The following is a 17,244-nucleotide window of genomic DNA, read 5'->3' on the forward strand; positions in this document are numbered from 1 at the left end:
ATAAAAAAAATCCTGTTTGTTTACAAACAGGATTTTTTTTATGTGTTTTTTAAAAACTAGGAAATATCATCATGTCCTTTTATTTCCCCTAAATCAGTCAAATTTTCTTTTAAAAACAATTTTAAATTATTAAAATTACTTATGTAATAACTACAAACACAAACAACTCTTTTTCCTTTTTCAAGAATAAAAAGAGACTCAGAAACACCAAGTCTTCCACTTTCGAATAAAACCACAAAACCATCTAATTTGCTAAAGTCATAAACTATAGACCTACCTAATCCATAATAACGTTTAACTGTTATATTGTTTTTTTCAATTATTACTTTATGAACTCTGGTTCTCACTAAAGCCAACCACAAATAAGCAACAATGATGAATACTACTAAAGGAAAAGCCAGACTCTCTTTTGGAGAAATACTATAGATATAAAGAGCCAAAAATGGAAAAATACTTAAAATCGAAATTAACAAAATTGGCAGAATTCTAAATCTGGATTTCAATGTAACCATGATTCTTTTTTTTAAACCGCTTAAGCAAAAATTATCTCAAAATAACATCCTTAATCACTTCACGCCCCAAATCCTCATTAATCATCTTCACGACTTTAGTTTTTCCGTGACTCAATTCTTCTCTTAAAACGGCAGACGACAGTTCTACATATAACGTACTTCCTTTCAAAACCACATTTTTCGTATACGTATTAACACCATTTCCCATCAACTGTCTCCAGGCTTCTTTCACATCAATCTGATCCATTCCGGCACCCAATTTGTTCACCTGGATAATCTGTTGCAAAACAGCCCCAATCGTCTGATTATTTAGTCTTTTTGCCATCTTCTAATAAATTTATTGCTCCCGCTTTTTTATAATGATATTCTTTTTTTTCCTGATTTTTCACCACCAGTTTCTCCTCTGAAATCGAGATCAGTTCCTCACTCCATTTTGCATAATCTGTTTTATAATCCAGAAAAACCTGTTCGCCTTTGAATCGAACTGAAACATTTTCAAAAGAATCACTGGTCAAAAAAGTACCGTCAAACTGAGGCATCACTTTCTTTCGGATTCCTTTGTTGTTCTTTATATCAAAATAATCAAAACTTTCATTCATTTTATAATCCTTCTCTTCTCCTTTTTCAAAAACCACTTTTTCAATTTCCCAATAGCCGTTTAATTTCGCAATATCAGCGGGTTTAATTTCCTGCCTGCACCCCAAAAACAAGAGCGATACAATCAAAATCATAAAAGTATTTTTCATAGGTAATAGTATTTTAAGGAGCTGTTTCCTGCTGTCTGCTTTATCTTTTTCCTACAAAAAAGCAAGAAAAAGGATGCCGCTCCCATCAGGGCTAAAACTCCGGTTTTCAAAAAAATATTTGTGGTACAAAGTTAACTTTATAAACCTAAAATTAGGGATAATAAAGCAAAACAAAAAAGGAATTTTACAGGAATAAAGATCCTGTTCTAAGTGAGAGCTTTAGATCAATTGCCAGCCTTTATTCATTAAAAAACTTTTACATTTTTTACAGAAATCTTTTTCTTCGTCTAAATGATTTCCGCGTTCAGCATCTCTCATCAGACAAGTTTTCACTGCACAATGAGATAAACCTTCAGTATGTCCTAATTCGTGTAAAACTACTTTATAAAACTGTTGATTGCTGTTTTTGCCGGCCATTCTAAAATCAGAGACTACACAAGATTTACCCGGTCGGTAACCTAATCCCATTATTCCCCAATCTTTAATTCCGTTTTTAGTAGTACTTATATCAGAATTTGACAATCCAATAACAACAGAATCTTTACCAACAGTATTGCGAAGAAATTCAATAATGCTGTCTGCCCGATATCTGTTTCTGGGTTTATAATAGGAGTTTTCAGGAAAAGAAATATTTTGCCTTAAAGCAACATTTGGATTAATTGTCTTAACCTGAACAAGCACATTTTTTGCCTGATCCGTTTTAAAATCACCAAATGGCTGAAGAACAACTACCTTACTCTGATTCTCTTTCTTTGCGTTTGTACAGGAAAGCAAACTAAAAAATAAAATCAGAAGACAATACTTCATAATAAGTTAAGATTAAGACTAACTTTCGCAGTTACTATTTAACAATTTAAACCTACAAAATAAAGCAATAAAAGATACTATCGTTTTGTACGCAATCTTTTCAGGATTCCCATAAAAAAGAATATTAACCCTAAAACCAACAAAACGTAATAAAAGGACAAAGTCTGATTCCTGATTACATTTGCTAAAACGAAACAAATAACGCTTGCGAAATAAAAAGTAAGAGGCGTTATATTTTTTAAAGAAGAAAAACTCATTATAAACTATTTAAAAAAACTATCTACAAATTCATATTTGTTAAAGACCTGTAAATCTTCAATTCCTTCACCAACACCTATGTATTTTACAGGAATCTGAAACTGATCTGAAATACCAATTACAACACCGCCTTTAGCAGTTCCGTCCAATTTAGTTACTGCAAGGGAGGTAACCTCAGTTGCTGCTGTAAATTGTTTGGCTTGCTCAAAAGCATTTTGACCTGTAGAACCGTCTAATACCAAAAGTACATCGTGAGGCGCATCGGCAACCACTTTTTGCATAACACGTTTAACCTTGGTAAGTTCATTCATCAAATTGACTTTATTGTGCAAACGTCCGGCAGTATCTATAATAACGATATCGGCATTTTGTGCTACAGCTGACTGCAAAGTATCAAAAGCAACAGATGCAGGATCGCTCCCCATATTCTGTCTCACAATAGGCACATCTACACGATCTGCCCAAACTTGCAATTGATCGATAGCAGCGGCACGAAAAGTATCGGCAGCTCCTAAGACAACTTTATAACCTGCTTTTTTAAACTGAAACGCCAGTTTACCAATTGTAGTCGTTTTTCCCACTCCGTTTACACCAACAACCATTAAAACATATGGTTTTTTATCTTTTGGAATTTCGAATTCAGTTGCTTCTCCGGTATTGGTTTCAGACAATAAAGCACCAATTTCTTCACGCAGAATCTGGTTTAGTTCGTCTGTACCTAAATATTTATCTTCGGCAACGCGTTTTTCGATTCTTGTGATTATTTTGAGCGTTGTATTTACACCAACGTCTGAAGCCACTAGGATTTCTTCCAGATTATCTAAAACATCATCATCGACTTTAGATTTTCCGGCAACGGCTTTGCTTAACTTTGAGAAAAAAGTAGTTTTTGATTTTTCAAGACCTTTGTCTAAAGTCTCTTTTTTATCAGTAGAGAATAATTTTTTAAAAAAACTCATTTTTTATAGGTTGTTAGTTTTTCAGACTATCCGATTCTTTGACAATCTGAATAATCCTAATGTTTATAGAAGACCAATTGTTACTACCTGATCTCTGATAGTATCTACATCCTTTGGTTTCCGTCGAATCGGGACAGTAAAGATATAGAGGATAGTGAGAACTATAGCTTAAAAAAAAGCCAATTGTTATATTTCTATAAAATTTTAGACAAATATAAAAAATAAAAAAGCTACTTCCGAATGAAAGTAGCTTTTCTATATACTGTAATTGTTATTATTTCTTTTTCAAGAAAGTATCAACTTCTTCAGGAGCCATAATAGATTCTACGAATGTATATGCACCAGTTTTAGGAGACTTCACCATTTTGATGGCTTTTGATAATCTCTTAGAAGCTGTTTGTAACGATGCTACGGTTTTCTTTGCCATGATTTAAATGTTATTGAAATTCAATACATCTTCAAATGTTATGGTATTACAAGTATTACTTAATAATCAACATTTAATTTAAGATTGTATTTAAATCTCTAAATTATTACTTAATTTCTTTGTGAACAGTTACACGTTTCAAGATTGGATTAAATTTCTTAATCTCTAATCTGTCTGGTGTATTTTTTTTGTTCTTAGTTGTTATGTATCTTGAAGTACCTGAAACACCAGAAGTCTTGTGCTCAGTACATTCTAAAATTACCTGGATTCTATTACCTTTCTTTGCCATCTTGCTATATATTTATTTAGGAAAGATTATTTGATAAATCCTTGTGACTGCGCTTTTTTCAAAACAGCAGAAATTCCATTTTTATTAATTGTTTTTATCGTAGATGCTGCTACTCTAAGAGTAATCCATCTATCTTCTTCTGGAAGATAAAAACGCTTTTTAACTAAGTTTACAGAAAATTTTCTCTTAGTTTTGTTCATAGCGTGAGAAACGTTATTTCCTACCATCGCTCTTTTACCTGTAAGGTCACAAACTCTTGACATTATACTTATCTTTTATCGTTATTCAAAATCAGGGTGCAAAGAAAAGAAAAATAAACGATTGAAACAAAAAATTAGTACACATTTTTTAAAATTTCTTTCTGTAATATTTCTAAACTCTTAATCACGGCTCTATCTATCACTTTTTCACGTGGTTGGCCAAAATTAAATTCTTCAACAATTATATCATTCGGAGTAGCCAAAGCGATAAAAACGGTACCAATTTCAGCATTTGAATCCCCTTTTGTCGGTCCGGCATTCCCGGTTGTGGCAATCGCATAGTCTGTTTTAAGTATCTCTTTCACATTCAAAGCCATAGCCGATGCAACTTCTGCGCTAACTACTGAAAACTGATCTACTAAATCCTGCGAGATACCGAGAACATTAACCTTCGCCTCTGTTGCATACGAAACCACACTGCCTTTGAAGTACTTAGAAGCTCCGGGAACAGCTGACATAACAGAGGCTATTTTCCCTCCGGTAAAACTTTCAGCAGTTGCAATGGTTCTATTTTGTTTGTCCAGCATTTTTCCAACTACGGATTCTATTGTCTCATTTTCTTCATAGCCTACTATAATATCATGAATGATAGCATCTAATGATTTCACATTCTCCTCTATTGCAGCTTCAAGCAATTCTTTATTTGTTCCTCTGGCCGACAAACGCAAACGAACCCGTCCGGGATTTGGGAGATAAGCCAGCTTTATGAATTCAGGCAAATTGTTCTCCCAATCTTCGATACGTTCCGCCACCAGACTCTCTCCCTGACCATAAGTTAAAATAGTTTTATGAATGATATAGGGGCGTTTGTACTCGCGAACTATTTTAGGAATTATTTCTTCTTCGACTAAATACTTCATTTCGTACGGAACTCCCGGAAGCGATACAAACACCGTATTTTCTTTCTTCATCCACATTCCCGGCGCAGTCCCCATTTTGTTATGCAAAACGGTGCATTTTGACGGAACTAAGGCCTGATCTTTATTTAATTGTGAAATTGGCCGCTTATAAAACCCTTCGATCAATTCTGTTACATGAGCCAGAACTTCAGGATTCACGACTAATTCATCATCAAAATAATCACAGAAAGTTTTTTTGGTGACATCGTCTTTTGTTGGTCCTAAACCACCTGTTATAATCACAACATCAACTTTGTTTTGTAGTTGTGCAAACGTGTCTAAAATGTGTTTTTTATCATCGCTTATCGAAATCATTTCATGAACTTCGACACCGATCCGGTCTAGTGATTTGGCGATAAAACCTGAATTTGTATCTACAATTTGACCTATTAAAATTTCATCTCCAATAGTAATGATAGTTGCTTTCATAGCTGCAGAATATTATTTTACTTACGCACGGTAAGTCATTATTACAAAGTAGGTTGTTGCCGCAACGATTTTTGCGTGAGAGGTAGTAGCGGCATCCTTTTGTGACAAAGAGACGCCTTTTTAAGCAAAAGTGCTATGAACAAAAGATATAGCGAATAACCCGACCCTGTTTTTGCCTTAAATTTAAAAAAGGCAAAAACTGGGTCACGCCCAAACTTTACAAATCAAAGTCTTTTTTGATTTCCTTGATAGCGTCTTTTACTTGTATCTTTATACTTTTGAAGGTTTCAACAATTTCTTTTTTCTTGCCTTCTGCCTTTGTCCAGGCTTCGACTTGAAGAATTTCTTCAAAAGCAACATTTAAACCCATTAAATCAAGGGTAGGTTTTATTTTGTGCGCGTAAGAATAAGCATATTTATGATCCTTTTTCTTAATCCCTTCTTTGATTTGTTTTAAATCTTCGGGAACTTCGGTAACAAATAATTTAAGAATTTCGTTTACAAATTCCGGATCATTGTCTGAAAGCGCATATACTTTCGAAAGGATGTATTTTAAAGCCATTATTTTACTTGTATTCTGAATAATTTTTTATCTTCTAAAAAGCCCTCTAAAACATCATTTGGTTTAACCGCAGCAACACCTTCAGGAGTTCCTGTAAAAATAATATCTCCAATTTTTAAAGTAAAAAATTGCGATACATACGAAACAAGTTCATCGATTTTCCAAAGCATAAAGCCTGTATTTCCTTTTTGAACTGTTTGAGAATTATTTGTCAACTCAAATGTAAGATTTTCCATCGAAACAAAATCACTTTTCGGCAAAAACTCTCCAATAACCGCAGAGCCATCAAAAGCTTTTGCTTTTTCCCAAGGCAATCCTTTTGCTTTTAATTTATCTTGTAAATCTCTGGCTGTAAAGTCGATACCTACACTAATTTCATCGTAATATTTATGAGCAAATTTAGGTTCGATATACTTCCCTACCTTATTAATTTTAACAATTATCTCTATTTCGTGATGAATCTCTTCAGAAAATTCCGGAATTACAAACGGATGCTGTTTCAATAAAACAGCTGAGTCCGGTTTCATAAAAACTACCGGCTCTGTTGGGCGCTCGTTTTTTAACTCCGCAATATGATTGGTATAATTTCTACCGATACAGATTATTTTCATGTCTATATGAGTTGCTAAACTCCTAAGTTGCCAAGACTCTAAGAAAAAGCGCAAAAAAAATCAGCACCTCAGAAGCTTAGCAACTTAGAACCTTACTTAGTATTTAACTTTCTTAATTTTATTGCTGTTAAAACCTTTTTAGTATACAAAGGAAAATCAGCATTTTGAATCCAGCTGAAATAGCCCGGTTCTGTTTCCAGAATTTTATCTACTTTGACTCCTTTGTGTTTTCCGAAGGTAAAAATCTCTTCGTTATCCTGATCAAAAGCAATCATTCCGGCAAAATCAGCTATCTTTTTACGGGTTGTAAATTCAGACAATGACTTCATATCATTTTCTAAATCCGGGTAACGATCTAATTGTGCTTTTAGAATTTCATAGGTTGCCATAGTATCTGCCTCTGCAGAATGCGCATTTTCAAGATTTTTTCCGCAATAGAATTTCAATGCGGCACTTAAAGTACGCTCTTCCATCTTATGAAAAATAGTCTGTACGTCTACTGAAACCTTATTTTTCATATCAAAGTCAACTCCGGCGCGAAGCAATTCTTCAGCCAGTAACGGAATATCAAAACGATCTGAATTAAAACCTCCCAAATCACTATCCTTAATCATGTTATGAACTTGTTGTGCCAACTCAGCAAAAGTAGGCTCATTGGCCACTTTTTCATCTGTGATACCATGAACAGCGGTTGTTTGTGGCGGAATTGGAATCGTAGGATTCACTAACCAGGTTTTACTTTCTTTATTTCCGTTTGGAAAAACTTTGAATATTGAAATTTCTACAATTCGATCTTTTCCGATGTCAATTCCGGTTGTTTCAAGATCAAAAAAGCAAATTGGTTTGTTGAGTTTCAGTTCCATTTTTTAATTTTATAAGATTACAAATGTAATTTTTAAAGCGGAATTTCCTCTTTTATTCTTGATTTTTTTAACCGAAAAAAGGCTCATTTTTGCGATTTTAACGTTTAAATTCATTCTCAAAGAAAGACGCCATTCGTTTCCTTAACCTTTTCTTACAAACAAAAAACCCGGAAAATTTTTAAAATCTTCCGGGTTTTGAATTTATTCTATAGTATTTAAAAATCTCTGTCGATATCAAAAGCTTCTAAATATTCTGCTACTCTTTTTACAAAGCTTCCACCTAAAGCTCCATCTACTACTCTGTGATCGTAAGAGTGCGATAAGAACATTTTTTGACGGATTCCGATAAAATCACCTTCCGGGGTTTCGATAACTGCCGGTACTTTACGAATGGCACCAAGAGCTAATATCCCCACTTGTGGCTGATTGATAATTGGCGTACCAAAAACACTTCCAAAAGTTCCTACGTTCGTTACTGTATAGGTTCCGCCTTGTGTATCGTCCGGTTTAAGTTTTCCGGCTTTTGCACGATTTCCTAAATCGTTAACCGCTTTTGCCATTCCAACCAGATTCAGCTGATCTGCATTTTTGATTACGGGAACAATTAAGTTTCCGTTTGGTAAAGCCGCAGCCATTCCTAAATTTATATTTTTCTTTTTGATGATATATTCACCATCAACAGAAATATTCATTCCAGGGAAATCTTTCAGTGCTTTTGCAACCGCCTCCATCATAATTGGCGTAAAAGTAAGCTTCTCGCCTTCTCTTTTCTCGAAAGCTGTTTTTACTTTTTCTCTCCATTTTACGATATTGGTTACATCAACTTCAATAAACGACTGCACGTGAGCCGAAGTTTGAATAGAAGCCGTCATGTATCCTGAAATCAGTTTACGCATTCTGTCCATCTCGATGATTTCGTCACCTCCATTTACAGAAACCGGAACCGCTTGTTGACTTTTTTGAACAGGAGCAGCGACAGGCTGTGCTACTTTTGGAGCTTCTACAACCGCTTTTGGAGTTTCAACACCTGATTTGCGGGTTTCAATATATTTTAAAATATCTTCTTTTGTTACACGTCCGTCTTTTCCTGAACCGACAATATTTTCTAATTCAGCAACAGAAATCCCTTCTTCTTTTGCAATATTTTTTACTAACGGAGAATAGAATTTATCAGATCCTGAAAAATCCTGTGGAGCAGCTGCAACATCTTTTGCTACTTCGATTGTTTTTTCGATTTCAGCAACTTCAGCCGGAGCAGCAGCTTCTTCTGTTTTTGCAGCCGGAGCATCACCTTCCGTTTCAATAATAGCAATAGTTTGTCCTACCTGAACTAAATCATCTTTACCAAATAATTGTTCTACTAAAACTCCTGATACTTCGCTTGGCACTTCACTATCAACCTTGTCAGTTGCAATTTCGAGTACAGCTTCATCAGCTTCAATTTTATCTCCCACTTCTTTCAACCAGTTGGTAATAGTTGCTTCAGCGACACTCTCTCCCATTTTAGGAAGTTTCAATTCAAATCTTGCCATATTGTTAACCTAAAAGGTGATTTTGATTTTCAGATTGCGAAATTACTGAATATTCTAAATATAAATTACATTTAATATAATTTTTTACTCATTTTTTACAATTTGCCCTGTAACATTTCATGAATTGATTCCAATAATAAAATTTGTGTTTTTGGGGAAAATCTTAAAAGTAACGTTCTTATCTTTAAGAGTTTTTATGATTTTAATACATTTTTTGAACGAAACATACTGATTATCCAAAATAATATCAACTCTTTTACCCTTAAAAATCAGGGACGAATTTACCATTTTTTCTTTTTTTAAATTCATAAAGACGACTTTATTTTTTAAAATAGACGGTAATTTTTCAGACAAAATTCAATTTACAGAAGAAAAAACGACAATTTCCGACAGCTGTTTTACTTTCATTTTTCCCTAAACCATTTTTACAAAACAGAAAACGAAATTCTGATTGGAATGAAAAATACAAAAAATCAGGAATTTAATAAGACGAAAAAAAAGAAACTGATTCTTTTGAGGATTAAAAATTTTCAGCCAGGCCCAATCGCAATGACCAGTCGTTTTTACTAACTCCAAAATCAAGTACCAGATTACTGTTGTTTTGTTTGTTCCATTTAATGCGTAATCCGGTTCCCACAGCAGGATTCCATTTCCTGAAATCATAAGTATCCAATTTAGAAACCGAAGAAATATTAGTAAAAAATACGGCTCCGATAAAACCATTTTTAGTGATATCTGTCCTGTATTCTGTTTCAAAATAAATCAACGCATTGCTGCGGAATCTATTTCTGGTAAAACCCCGGCCTGTTTTTCCGTCGCGATCCCAACCAATACTTGGCAAATCGAGATAATGCGGTTTCCCGCCAAAAGTCGACCAGTAAAAAGCCCTGTACGCCAAAACTCTGTGTTTGTACTTATTAAAAGAATGGTATTTTCGGGCATCAAAATAAATAGAATTCCATTTTTTACCGTCTACCCCACTTGTGTTCATTCTGTAATCAGCTTCGACATAAATACCTTGTTCGGGATTTACATTGTTCTTACGGGAATCGTACAATCCCTGAACCGCTACTCCAAAAGAATTTTCATTAGAAAAATCTCCATCCATATATTTCACGTAATCTGTTTGATCATCAATATAAGAATCTTCAGAAATATTCTGATAATTATCTAACAACAAACCCAGTCCCAAACGAAAATCCCCGATTACTTTTCGGGTCGCAAATTGATAAAACCGCCATTGCTGATAATCCAGTGTCGACATTTTTTTATCGGTGTTATGCCCTCCCAAACCATAAGTATCCTGCGGATAAATCATAAAACGATAGTCTCCGATAAAATTCCAGTTATTGTCTTTTGTATAAATATAAGATTGAATAGGAAAAACATATTGTTTGGTAAAACTAAAATAAGGCGAGAAGGAAACCTGGGACATCTTGGTTGTATTGCTGTCGCCGAGGTAAAATGTGGTCAGAAAAGAAACTACTAATCCGGCACTTTTATTGGCGTCGATTGGTACAGGAAGCAAAGAGAATGCTACTTTTTTATCCGGATTTATTCGGAGAGAGTCATTTTTATGAAAGAGTTTGTATAACACATCTAAAATATCTTTTTTGTTATTCGTCACTGAATCATTTTGCGAGTAACAAAATGGCATCAGAAAAAAGAAAAACAAAACAATTAGAGATTTTTCACCTTTCATTTCATAAAGCTTTAAGAGACAACTTCTTACAAATTTAAAATTAAATTTAAAACGAAAGCTGTTTTTAGAAATAATAAAAAAAGAAAACTATACCCCATTATAAAAAAACATATTTTTGGATTGCATAAAATTTTTATTTCCTATGAAAAACAAAAAATTGGTTCCTATTGATTCATTTCTTTTCATCTTTACAATCGGTTTTTTCATACTTGGCATTACATCTGCTGCCAAACATTCTGATAAAAATCTTGTCGAAACCTCAACGTGGTATATCGCCGGCCCAACTCTAGAAAATCAGGAAACAATTAATCGTGTTCGTCAGCAAAAAGGCCTGGTTATAGTCACCTCAAAAGATAATCCCGCTGGAGAAATTGAATTGAATGTTTTACTTACTGATTCAGGTTCAAATGATGGTGCTCCAACTAATTTATCTGATGATTCTAAATTTGTCACTATTATCTATAAATCATCACATCTTATAAAATTGCAGGCTCGCGAAGGCAATAAAGAAGGAACTGGTTGCGTTCATGGAGGATCGCATCCCAGAGTTGATCTGCAAGCGTCGCCAAAAAAATTTAAAACGGTAAAAATTCCGTGGTCCGATTTTAAACAGGACGGATTGCCTGACGGAAAGCTTTTAGACTCTCACAATCTTTGTAAATTCAATTTTGTGAATTACAATCCGGTTTCGGGAGCGTTTTTAGAAATTAAAGCAGTTATAGTTCAAAATTAAAAAACATGAAAACAAGACTTATTCTTTTACTTTTCGTTACCGTATTATTTTCAAATTTCGGCTTTAGCCAAAAAAAATCTACGTCTTCAAAAATAGACATTAATGGCGTTTGGCAGGATATCAATCCGGATGTTCAGAATGCAGTGGTTATTATCTCTGAACAGGACGGAAAAGTGATGTTCTCTCATTATCTGGAATGGAAAGGGAAAAAATTTGTAGAAAGCGGCATAGGAAAAAGAGTCGGAAACACAATTGGTTATACTGTAGATGTTACTTTACCTATTAAAGGCTGGGCGACAGCAGGAACCCATACACTAACATTGTCTGAGGACGGAAACACGCTGGAAGGAACTTTTGCTGACAATAAAAAACGAACCGGACCGATTGCGTTTAAGCGCGTGAGGTGAAATTTTGTTTCAGGTTTCAGGTTATATCTTAACGTGAAACCTGAAACTTCTAAAACTTTACAAATGCAGTTGAATTTTATACCTGTTGCATAATTTCATCACAAACAACATAATAGTAGAAAACACTAATGACCAGATAATCCCCGGTACTCCTTCACGGAAATACCCCGGAATAATGTGAATTTGAAAAGCTTTGCAGAAATAATAAATTACGCCAGGCAAAATATAAATCAATAATGGATTTGCGGCGGCGGGCATGAAGAAATTACTCCATTTTGTTTGTTTCCTAATTTCCATCAACCAATACAAGAAGTAGAATAAAACGGTACAAATTGTTGCAGAAAACATGGTCCAGGACGGAGTTCCTTTTATTTTTGAGATTCCAAAATAAGGTCTTAATAAATATCCTGTCACAAAAAACAGAACTGCAAAACCTATTACTGCCCAATTGATTTTGGCGGCTACTTTCCGATCAAAAAACAATAGCGAAATTACTACTCCGGCAGCAACCACCGCAGCGTGCGTTAAATGTCCGGCAATAAAACCAAACCCGGGTATTTGATGTAACGCTGAACTTTCAGTCAGGTTTATCGCATTTGCTGCTACACAAACAATCAAAAAAGCAATCATGCCCCATAATCTTCCGGAAACAACCCAGTAATAAACCACTGTAAAAAGATACGCCCAACCAATTAAGCCCAGAATTCCCCACCATTTTGGTGTAATCCCAATTGCGCCGGTATCCTCCTGAACATATAAAAAGTATAATGCTATCAAAACCAGCATTCCGCCATAATGAAGTGTATTTTTTAACCAAACCGGAAAATCTTTGGGATATTTATTCCAAATCGGAATGGGCATTGCATAAGCCAAAAGCCCCCAAAAGACTGGCTCAATGATCATTTTTGAAGCGTCATATCCATATTCCGCATTGACCATATAAACTCCGATAATAATTAATGCTAAAGCTCTTTTCAGAGTATGTGTCCAAATTGTTTTGGCGCTGTCGCCTTTGAGTAAACGGGCATTAAATGCAAAAGGAACAGACATTCCGACAATAAATAAAAAAGCCGGAAAAACCACGTCTACAAATGTCATCGCATCAGCATCAGCCGGCATATGTTTCATCCATTGTGGCACATTTTGAACACTTGCCAATTCATTTACAAAAATCATAACAAAAATTGTAATTCCCCGTAAAGCATCAATAGAAATAATCCTTTGATTGTATAAATTTTCTTTAATTCTCATAAAATAGTAGGTTTTTAGCAATCTCAAATATAACATAATTATGAAACGTTCGGTTACATTTGTTACATTAAAATAAAAGCATAACAAAATCTTTCTATTTGTATCTTTTTAAAACATACCGTTTTTCTTAAAATCAAAAAAACACTTTTATGGATCAGATATTAGGTCTTTTAGCAAAAAAACCAATTAAACAGGCTTACTGTTTTTTCGATAGTATTTAAAGCTTTACTTTTATGACAGGCAAATTTTAATATTGCAGTACATGATAAAAAACATTCTATTTCTTTGCTTTATTATATCATCCTCTTATGCACAAATTTCGGGATGCACAGATCCGCTTGCTAAAAACTACGACTCAAATGCCACCATAAATAACGGAAGCTGCCGTTACAATAATATCCGAATCAAACAGGAATACGCTATTCAATTAAGTGATTCAATAAAAGAAACTTCCGGATTAATCCTCTTTAATAATTTGTTATGGACACACAATGACGATCATGACAAAACGATTTATGGATTAGATTCGTTAGGAAAAATTCGAAAAAAAATCATTCTGGACAAAGTAACCAATCACGACTGGGAAGAAATTTCTCAGGATAGCACTCATCTCTATATTGGGGATTTTGGAAATAATTACGCAGGAAACAGAAAAGATCTGAGAATTTTAAAAATCGAAAAAAAATCATTTTTAGAAGGGAATCCAAGTATAGAAACAATTGCATTTCAGTATTCTGACCAAACTGATTTTTCATCTCAAAAACCAAACAAAACTAATTTTGACTGTGAAGCTTTTGTGGTTTCAAAAGACAGTATCTATTTGTTTACCAAACAATGGAATACTTCTAAAACCGGTATTTATGCTCTGCCTAATACCTCCGGCAATCACACTGCTCAGCTACAATATACTTTAGACACACAAGGTCTGGTAACAGGTGCAACTTATTTAGAATCAAAAAAACTCATTGCACTTTGTGGTTATTCTAAAATAGGAAAACCATTTTTGTTTCTTTTATATGATTACAAAAACAATGATTTTTTGTCTGGAAACAAACGAAGAATTACGATCAAACGTCCCATTCTTCAAATTGAAGGTATCGCAACCAAAGATGGCTTACATTATTATCTTACGAATGAATCTCTGGTTCGAAAACCTGTTATTAATGTTCCGCAGCAAATTCACTATTTTGATTTGAGTTCAGTATTAAGCCAATATCTCAATAAATAGCAATTATTTATGTTTTATGAACAGTCAGGCCTTCATTTCTGTTTTCTATAAATAAGCAAAAACGGTTTTAAAAGAGTTTATTTTTTATCAGACCGGCAGATTATTTTCAAAAGCGGACCCAAAAGAAAAAAATGAATCTGTACTTCCAACACCTTCAATTTGGTGAATTTGCTCGTATAAAACTTTGCGAAGCTCTTCGTTGTTTTCGGCTACAATTTTAACAAACAAAGCATATTTCCCGGAAACCCAATGACACTCTATTACTTCCGGAATTTCTTTAAGTTTTTCAGCAATAGAATATGAGAAATGAGCCTCTTTGGTAACGATTCCCGTATAAGTAATCGTTTCAAAACCAAGTTCTTTAGGATTTAATTTTACAGAAAAACCGGTAATTATTCCCGCTTCCTGCAATTTCCGAACTCTTAAATGTACCAATGAATTGGAAATATTTAATTCTTTCGCCAAATCAGAAAATGGTATTCTTCCATTCTCACTTAGTTTTTGCAGAATTTCTCTATCTAAATAATCAGTATTTTCATTCTTCTTGATGCCCGCCATAGTCCGTTTTTGTTTGATGATTCTATTATTTTGACAATTCTTATGATGAAACTCGATTTTAAAGTGTCAAAATTACAAAAAAAACTGCACATCGTGTCTAATTCTCAATAATCGTACTTGTATGATGTTATAATAACAGTATTATATATAGATTTGTGTCATAATAACAGTATTTTAACAAAACCAAAATGAATAAAACTCAACTACTTACAAAATTATGGGAGCAATATGCTCATATTACTCCTTCTGCAGAAAAAATACACGAATTGCTGCAAGAGAGAGGCGAAGAAATTATAAACGATCATATCGCAATTCGTACTTTCAATGATCAACGTGTCAATATTGCAGTATTAGAAAAACCTTTCTTAAATGTTGGTTACGAGGCTAAAGGCGAATATAATTTTGAAACTAAAAAATTATACGCAAAGCATTATGAGCATGCTACAGATAAAGATGCGCCAAGAATTTTTATTTCTGAATTAGAATTAGAAAAATGTTCTGCAACATTGCAAGAAACGGTACAGGATATATTGAACAATTGTGATCAAAATTTATTCAATGATCCGGAATTGGTTTTGAGCGGTTCTGTCTGGAAAGGAAATTCTCAGGCGATTTACAAATCATTGCTTGAAGAATCTGAATATGCTGCGTGGATGTACGTTTACGGTTTTAGAGCAAATCACTTCACAATAAATACAAATGCTCTTAAAGATTTTAAAACACTCGAAGAACTAAACAATTTTCTGGAAGCAAACGGATGGAAACTAAACGCGTCAGGAGGAAAAATTAAAGGAACTCCGGAACAATTACTGGAACAATCGAGCACTCTGGCCGATTTGTATACCGTAGATTTTGAAGAAGGAGCGTTAGAAATTCCGTCCTGCTATTATGAATTTGCACTTCGTTATCCAATGTCAAACGGAGAATTGTATCAGGGATTTGTTGCTTCATCTGCAGATAAAATCTTTGAAAGTACTGACGTAAAGCTGCAGGAAGCAAAATAATAAAAATCTATTCAACAGAATTATTTTAACACATAGAAACATAGATTTTAGATACTCGAAACAAGACGTTTCACTTATTTAAAAGACACATAGAATGACTATGTAAAAGAAATCTACTTCTTTAAGGATGCTCTTTTACTAAGAATAAAAATCAATTTCCAGAAGAAAAAAACGATACAACAGAAAGCTTTTCTGAGGCTATAATATTGTCTTGTTTTTTGACACAAGCAGAATAACAAATAAAAAAAAGGGCCGGAATGACAACAACAGAATTAGGATTCGGAATAAAAGAAGCTTTAGAACAATTGGGCATAAAGGAAATTAATGAAGGAACTTCAACAGGAATAAACAATTTTTCGAGCGGTGACATTTTAGAAAGTTACTCTCCGGTTGACGGACAATTAATTGGAAAAATTAAGACTTCGACTGCTGCAGATTATGAAAAAGTAATGGAGTCAGCAACAGCTGCTTTCAAACAATTTAGAGTAATGCCGGCACCTCAACGAGGAGAAATTGTGCGTCAGTTTGGAGAAAAATTACGCAAGAATAAGGAAGCCTTAGGAAAACTGGTTTCTTATGAAATGGGTAAATCTTTGCAGGAAGGTTATGGAGAGGTTCAGGAAATGATCGATATCTGTGATTTTGCAGTAGGTCTGTCGCGTCAGTTACACGGATTAACGATGCACTCTGAGCGTCCGGGACACAGAATGTATGAACAATATCATTCTTTGGGAGTTGTCGGGATTATTTCGGCATTCAACTTTCCGGTAGCGGTTTGGGCATGGAACACTGCTTTGGCCTGGATCTGCGGAGATGTTTGCGTTTGGAAACCCTCAGAAAAAACACCACTGTGCGGAATTGCCTGTCAAAATATCATGGCAGAGGTGATCAAAGAAAACAACCTTCCGGAAGGTATTTCCTGTTTAATCAATGGTGATTACAGAATAGGAGAAATAATGACAAACGATAAACGTGTACCCTTAATATCCGCTACAGGTTCTACCCGTATGGGCAAAATCGTGGCGCAGGTAGTTGCAGGACGTTTAGGAACTTCATTATTAGAACTAGGCGGTAACAATGCCATTATTGTAACTCCGGATGCCGATATAAAAATGACTGTTATTGGTGCCGTTTTTGGCGCTGTAGGAACAGCAGGACAAAGATGTACATCGACACGCCGTTTGATCATTCACGAAAGTATTTATGA

The 17,244-nt window shown here is 34.4% G+C and carries 21 protein-coding genes; 5 read left to right on the forward strand and 16 right to left on the reverse strand.

The genetic code is table 11. The annotated features are described in order from the left end of the window. Nucleotides 1-56: 56 nt before the first annotated feature. From B0A67_RS24080 to B0A67_RS24155, 14 genes are all read right to left on the reverse strand, one after another. Nucleotides 57-512 (reverse strand): hypothetical protein, encoded by a 456-nt coding sequence (locus tag B0A67_RS24080; protein ID WP_072961615.1) that lies wholly within the window; start codon nucleotides 510-512, stop codon nucleotides 57-59. A 31-nt stretch (nucleotides 513-543) separates the two neighbouring features. Next, nucleotides 544-837, reverse strand: a complete 294-nt coding sequence (locus tag B0A67_RS24085) for a DUF721 domain-containing protein (RefSeq protein ID WP_072961618.1) — start codon at nucleotides 835-837, stop codon at nucleotides 544-546. Beyond that, on the reverse strand, nucleotides 818-1,258 hold the full coding sequence (locus tag B0A67_RS24090) for a lipocalin family protein (protein ID WP_072961621.1): 441 nt from the start codon (nucleotides 1,256-1,258) through the stop codon (nucleotides 818-820). The genes B0A67_RS24085 and B0A67_RS24090 overlap by 20 nt, the downstream gene beginning before the upstream one ends. 219 nt (nucleotides 1,259-1,477) lie before the next feature. Further along, a complete protein-coding gene (locus B0A67_RS24095; protein WP_072961624.1) occupies nucleotides 1,478-2,065 on the reverse strand; it encodes a matrixin family metalloprotease in 588 nt (195 codons plus the stop codon). Nucleotides 2,066-2,328: 263 nt separating this feature from the next. After that, nucleotides 2,329-3,282 carry a signal recognition particle-docking protein FtsY gene (gene ftsY, locus B0A67_RS24105; protein ID WP_072961630.1) on the reverse strand — a complete coding sequence of 318 codons (954 nt, stop codon included), beginning with the start codon at nucleotides 3,280-3,282 and terminating at the stop codon, nucleotides 2,329-2,331. Between the two features lie 274 nt (nucleotides 3,283-3,556). Next, complete coding sequence (locus B0A67_RS24110) at nucleotides 3,557-3,709, reverse strand: DUF4295 domain-containing protein (protein WP_072961632.1); 153 nt, start codon at nucleotides 3,707-3,709, stop codon at nucleotides 3,557-3,559. A gap of 106 nt (nucleotides 3,710-3,815) precedes the next feature. Next, a complete protein-coding gene (gene rpmG / locus B0A67_RS24115; RefSeq protein WP_047778459.1) occupies nucleotides 3,816-3,998 on the reverse strand; it encodes a 50S ribosomal protein L33 in 183 nt (60 codons plus the stop codon). A gap of 26 nt (nucleotides 3,999-4,024) precedes the next feature. Then, complete coding sequence (gene rpmB, locus B0A67_RS24120) at nucleotides 4,025-4,261, reverse strand: 50S ribosomal protein L28 (protein ID WP_072961635.1); 237 nt, start codon at nucleotides 4,259-4,261, stop codon at nucleotides 4,025-4,027. Between the two features lie 71 nt (nucleotides 4,262-4,332). Further along, nucleotides 4,333-5,586 carry a CinA family nicotinamide mononucleotide deamidase-related protein gene (locus B0A67_RS24125; RefSeq protein ID WP_072961638.1) on the reverse strand — a complete coding sequence of 418 codons (1,254 nt, stop codon included), beginning with the start codon at nucleotides 5,584-5,586 and terminating at the stop codon, nucleotides 4,333-4,335. Between the two features lie 217 nt (nucleotides 5,587-5,803). After that, entirely contained in the window at nucleotides 5,804-6,148 is a 345-nt protein-coding gene (locus tag B0A67_RS24130; protein ID WP_072961641.1) for an Hpt domain-containing protein, read from the reverse strand. Further along, the gene (locus tag B0A67_RS24135; protein WP_072961645.1) at nucleotides 6,148-6,759 is read right to left on the reverse strand and encodes a fumarylacetoacetate hydrolase family protein; all 612 of its coding nucleotides are present in this window, start codon (nucleotides 6,757-6,759) and stop codon (nucleotides 6,148-6,150) included. Before B0A67_RS24135 ends, B0A67_RS24130 begins: the two co-directional genes overlap by 1 nt. A 92-nt stretch (nucleotides 6,760-6,851) precedes the next feature. Then, nucleotides 6,852-7,622, reverse strand: a complete 771-nt coding sequence (locus tag B0A67_RS24140; protein WP_072961648.1) for a 3'-5' exonuclease — start codon at nucleotides 7,620-7,622, stop codon at nucleotides 6,852-6,854. 215 nt (nucleotides 7,623-7,837) lie between these two features. Further along, a complete protein-coding gene (locus B0A67_RS24145; protein ID WP_072961651.1) occupies nucleotides 7,838-9,154 on the reverse strand; it encodes a dihydrolipoamide acetyltransferase family protein in 1,317 nt (438 codons plus the stop codon). A gap of 520 nt (nucleotides 9,155-9,674) precedes the next feature. After that, nucleotides 9,675-10,856 carry a BamA/TamA family outer membrane protein gene (locus B0A67_RS24155; RefSeq protein ID WP_242671016.1) on the reverse strand — a complete coding sequence of 394 codons (1,182 nt, stop codon included), beginning with the start codon at nucleotides 10,854-10,856 and terminating at the stop codon, nucleotides 9,675-9,677. Nucleotides 10,857-10,998: 142 nt separating this feature from the next. Between B0A67_RS24155 and B0A67_RS24160 the strand changes: the two genes are divergently transcribed. Beyond that, nucleotides 10,999-11,589, forward strand: a complete 591-nt coding sequence (locus tag B0A67_RS24160) for a hypothetical protein (protein ID WP_072961656.1) — start codon at nucleotides 10,999-11,001, stop codon at nucleotides 11,587-11,589. 5 nt (nucleotides 11,590-11,594) lie between these two features. Continuing rightward, nucleotides 11,595-11,996, forward strand: coding sequence for a hypothetical protein (locus B0A67_RS24165; protein WP_072961659.1), 402 nt, complete (start codon nucleotides 11,595-11,597; stop codon nucleotides 11,994-11,996). Nucleotides 11,997-12,053: 57 nt separating this feature from the next. On the opposite strand, the gene B0A67_RS24170 is transcribed toward B0A67_RS24165, so the two are convergent. After that, nucleotides 12,054-13,247 carry a DUF5009 domain-containing protein gene (locus B0A67_RS24170; RefSeq protein WP_072961662.1) on the reverse strand — a complete coding sequence of 398 codons (1,194 nt, stop codon included), beginning with the start codon at nucleotides 13,245-13,247 and terminating at the stop codon, nucleotides 12,054-12,056. A 262-nt stretch (nucleotides 13,248-13,509) separates the two neighbouring features. Here B0A67_RS24170 and B0A67_RS24175 point away from each other — a divergent pair, with 262 nt between their 5' ends. Further along, nucleotides 13,510-14,475: a hypothetical protein gene (locus tag B0A67_RS24175; protein WP_072961666.1), complete on the forward strand. Its 966-nt coding sequence runs from the start codon at nucleotides 13,510-13,512 to the stop codon at nucleotides 14,473-14,475. An 87-nt stretch (nucleotides 14,476-14,562) separates the two neighbouring features. Here the strand turns inward: B0A67_RS24175 and B0A67_RS24180 are convergent, their stop codons facing one another. Further along, nucleotides 14,563-15,033: an Lrp/AsnC family transcriptional regulator gene (locus B0A67_RS24180; RefSeq protein ID WP_072961669.1), complete on the reverse strand. Its 471-nt coding sequence runs from the start codon at nucleotides 15,031-15,033 to the stop codon at nucleotides 14,563-14,565. Between the two features lie 188 nt (nucleotides 15,034-15,221). On the opposite strand from B0A67_RS24180, the gene B0A67_RS24185 reads away from it, so the two are divergent. Both B0A67_RS24185 and B0A67_RS24190 read left to right on the forward strand, forming a co-directional pair. Continuing rightward, nucleotides 15,222-16,037, forward strand: coding sequence for a DUF1338 domain-containing protein (locus B0A67_RS24185; protein ID WP_072961672.1), 816 nt, complete (start codon nucleotides 15,222-15,224; stop codon nucleotides 16,035-16,037). A gap of 257 nt (nucleotides 16,038-16,294) precedes the next feature. Next, nucleotides 16,295-17,244: aldehyde dehydrogenase family protein (locus tag B0A67_RS24190; RefSeq protein WP_123887478.1), on the forward strand; the 950-nt coding region annotated here is incomplete at its 3' end.

Source organism: Flavobacterium aquidurense (genome assembly GCF_002217195.1).
Taxonomy (GTDB): Bacteria; Bacteroidota; Bacteroidia; order Flavobacteriales; family Flavobacteriaceae; genus Flavobacterium; species Flavobacterium frigidimaris.

Coding starts and splice junctions, on each gene's coding strand:
- B0A67_RS24080 (WP_072961615.1), bottom strand. CDS start 512: ATGGTTACATTGAAATCCAGATTTAGAATTCTGCCAATTTTGTTAATT.
- B0A67_RS24085 (WP_072961618.1), bottom strand. CDS start 837: ATGGCAAAAAGACTAAATAATCAGACGATTGGGGCTGTTTTGCAACAG.
- B0A67_RS24090 (WP_072961621.1), bottom strand. CDS start 1,258: ATGAAAAATACTTTTATGATTTTGATTGTATCGCTCTTGTTTTTGGGG.
- B0A67_RS24095 (WP_072961624.1), bottom strand. CDS start 2,065: ATGAAGTATTGTCTTCTGATTTTATTTTTTAGTTTGCTTTCCTGTACA.
- ftsY (WP_072961630.1), bottom strand. CDS start 3,282: ATGAGTTTTTTTAAAAAATTATTCTCTACTGATAAAAAAGAGACTTTA.
- B0A67_RS24110 (WP_072961632.1), bottom strand. CDS start 3,709: ATGGCAAAGAAAACCGTAGCATCGTTACAAACAGCTTCTAAGAGATTA.
- rpmG (WP_047778459.1), bottom strand. CDS start 3,998: ATGGCAAAGAAAGGTAATAGAATCCAGGTAATTTTAGAATGTACTGAG.
- rpmB (WP_072961635.1), bottom strand. CDS start 4,261: ATGTCAAGAGTTTGTGACCTTACAGGTAAAAGAGCGATGGTAGGAAAT.
- B0A67_RS24125 (WP_072961638.1), bottom strand. CDS start 5,586: ATGAAAGCAACTATCATTACTATTGGAGATGAAATTTTAATAGGTCAA.
- B0A67_RS24130 (WP_072961641.1), bottom strand. CDS start 6,148: ATGGCTTTAAAATACATCCTTTCGAAAGTATATGCGCTTTCAGACAAT.
- B0A67_RS24135 (WP_072961645.1), bottom strand. CDS start 6,759: ATGAAAATAATCTGTATCGGTAGAAATTATACCAATCATATTGCGGAG.
- B0A67_RS24140 (WP_072961648.1), bottom strand. CDS start 7,622: ATGGAACTGAAACTCAACAAACCAATTTGCTTTTTTGATCTTGAAACA.
- B0A67_RS24145 (WP_072961651.1), bottom strand. CDS start 9,154: ATGGCAAGATTTGAATTGAAACTTCCTAAAATGGGAGAGAGTGTCGCT.
- B0A67_RS24155 (WP_242671016.1), bottom strand. CDS start 10,856: ATGAAAGGTGAAAAATCTCTAATTGTTTTGTTTTTCTTTTTTCTGATG.
- B0A67_RS24160 (WP_072961656.1), top strand. CDS start 10,999: ATGAAAAACAAAAAATTGGTTCCTATTGATTCATTTCTTTTCATCTTT.
- B0A67_RS24165 (WP_072961659.1), top strand. CDS start 11,595: ATGAAAACAAGACTTATTCTTTTACTTTTCGTTACCGTATTATTTTCA.
- B0A67_RS24170 (WP_072961662.1), bottom strand. CDS start 13,247: ATGAGAATTAAAGAAAATTTATACAATCAAAGGATTATTTCTATTGAT.
- B0A67_RS24175 (WP_072961666.1), top strand. CDS start 13,510: ATGATAAAAAACATTCTATTTCTTTGCTTTATTATATCATCCTCTTAT.
- B0A67_RS24180 (WP_072961669.1), bottom strand. CDS start 15,033: ATGGCGGGCATCAAGAAGAATGAAAATACTGATTATTTAGATAGAGAA.
- B0A67_RS24185 (WP_072961672.1), top strand. CDS start 15,222: ATGAATAAAACTCAACTACTTACAAAATTATGGGAGCAATATGCTCAT.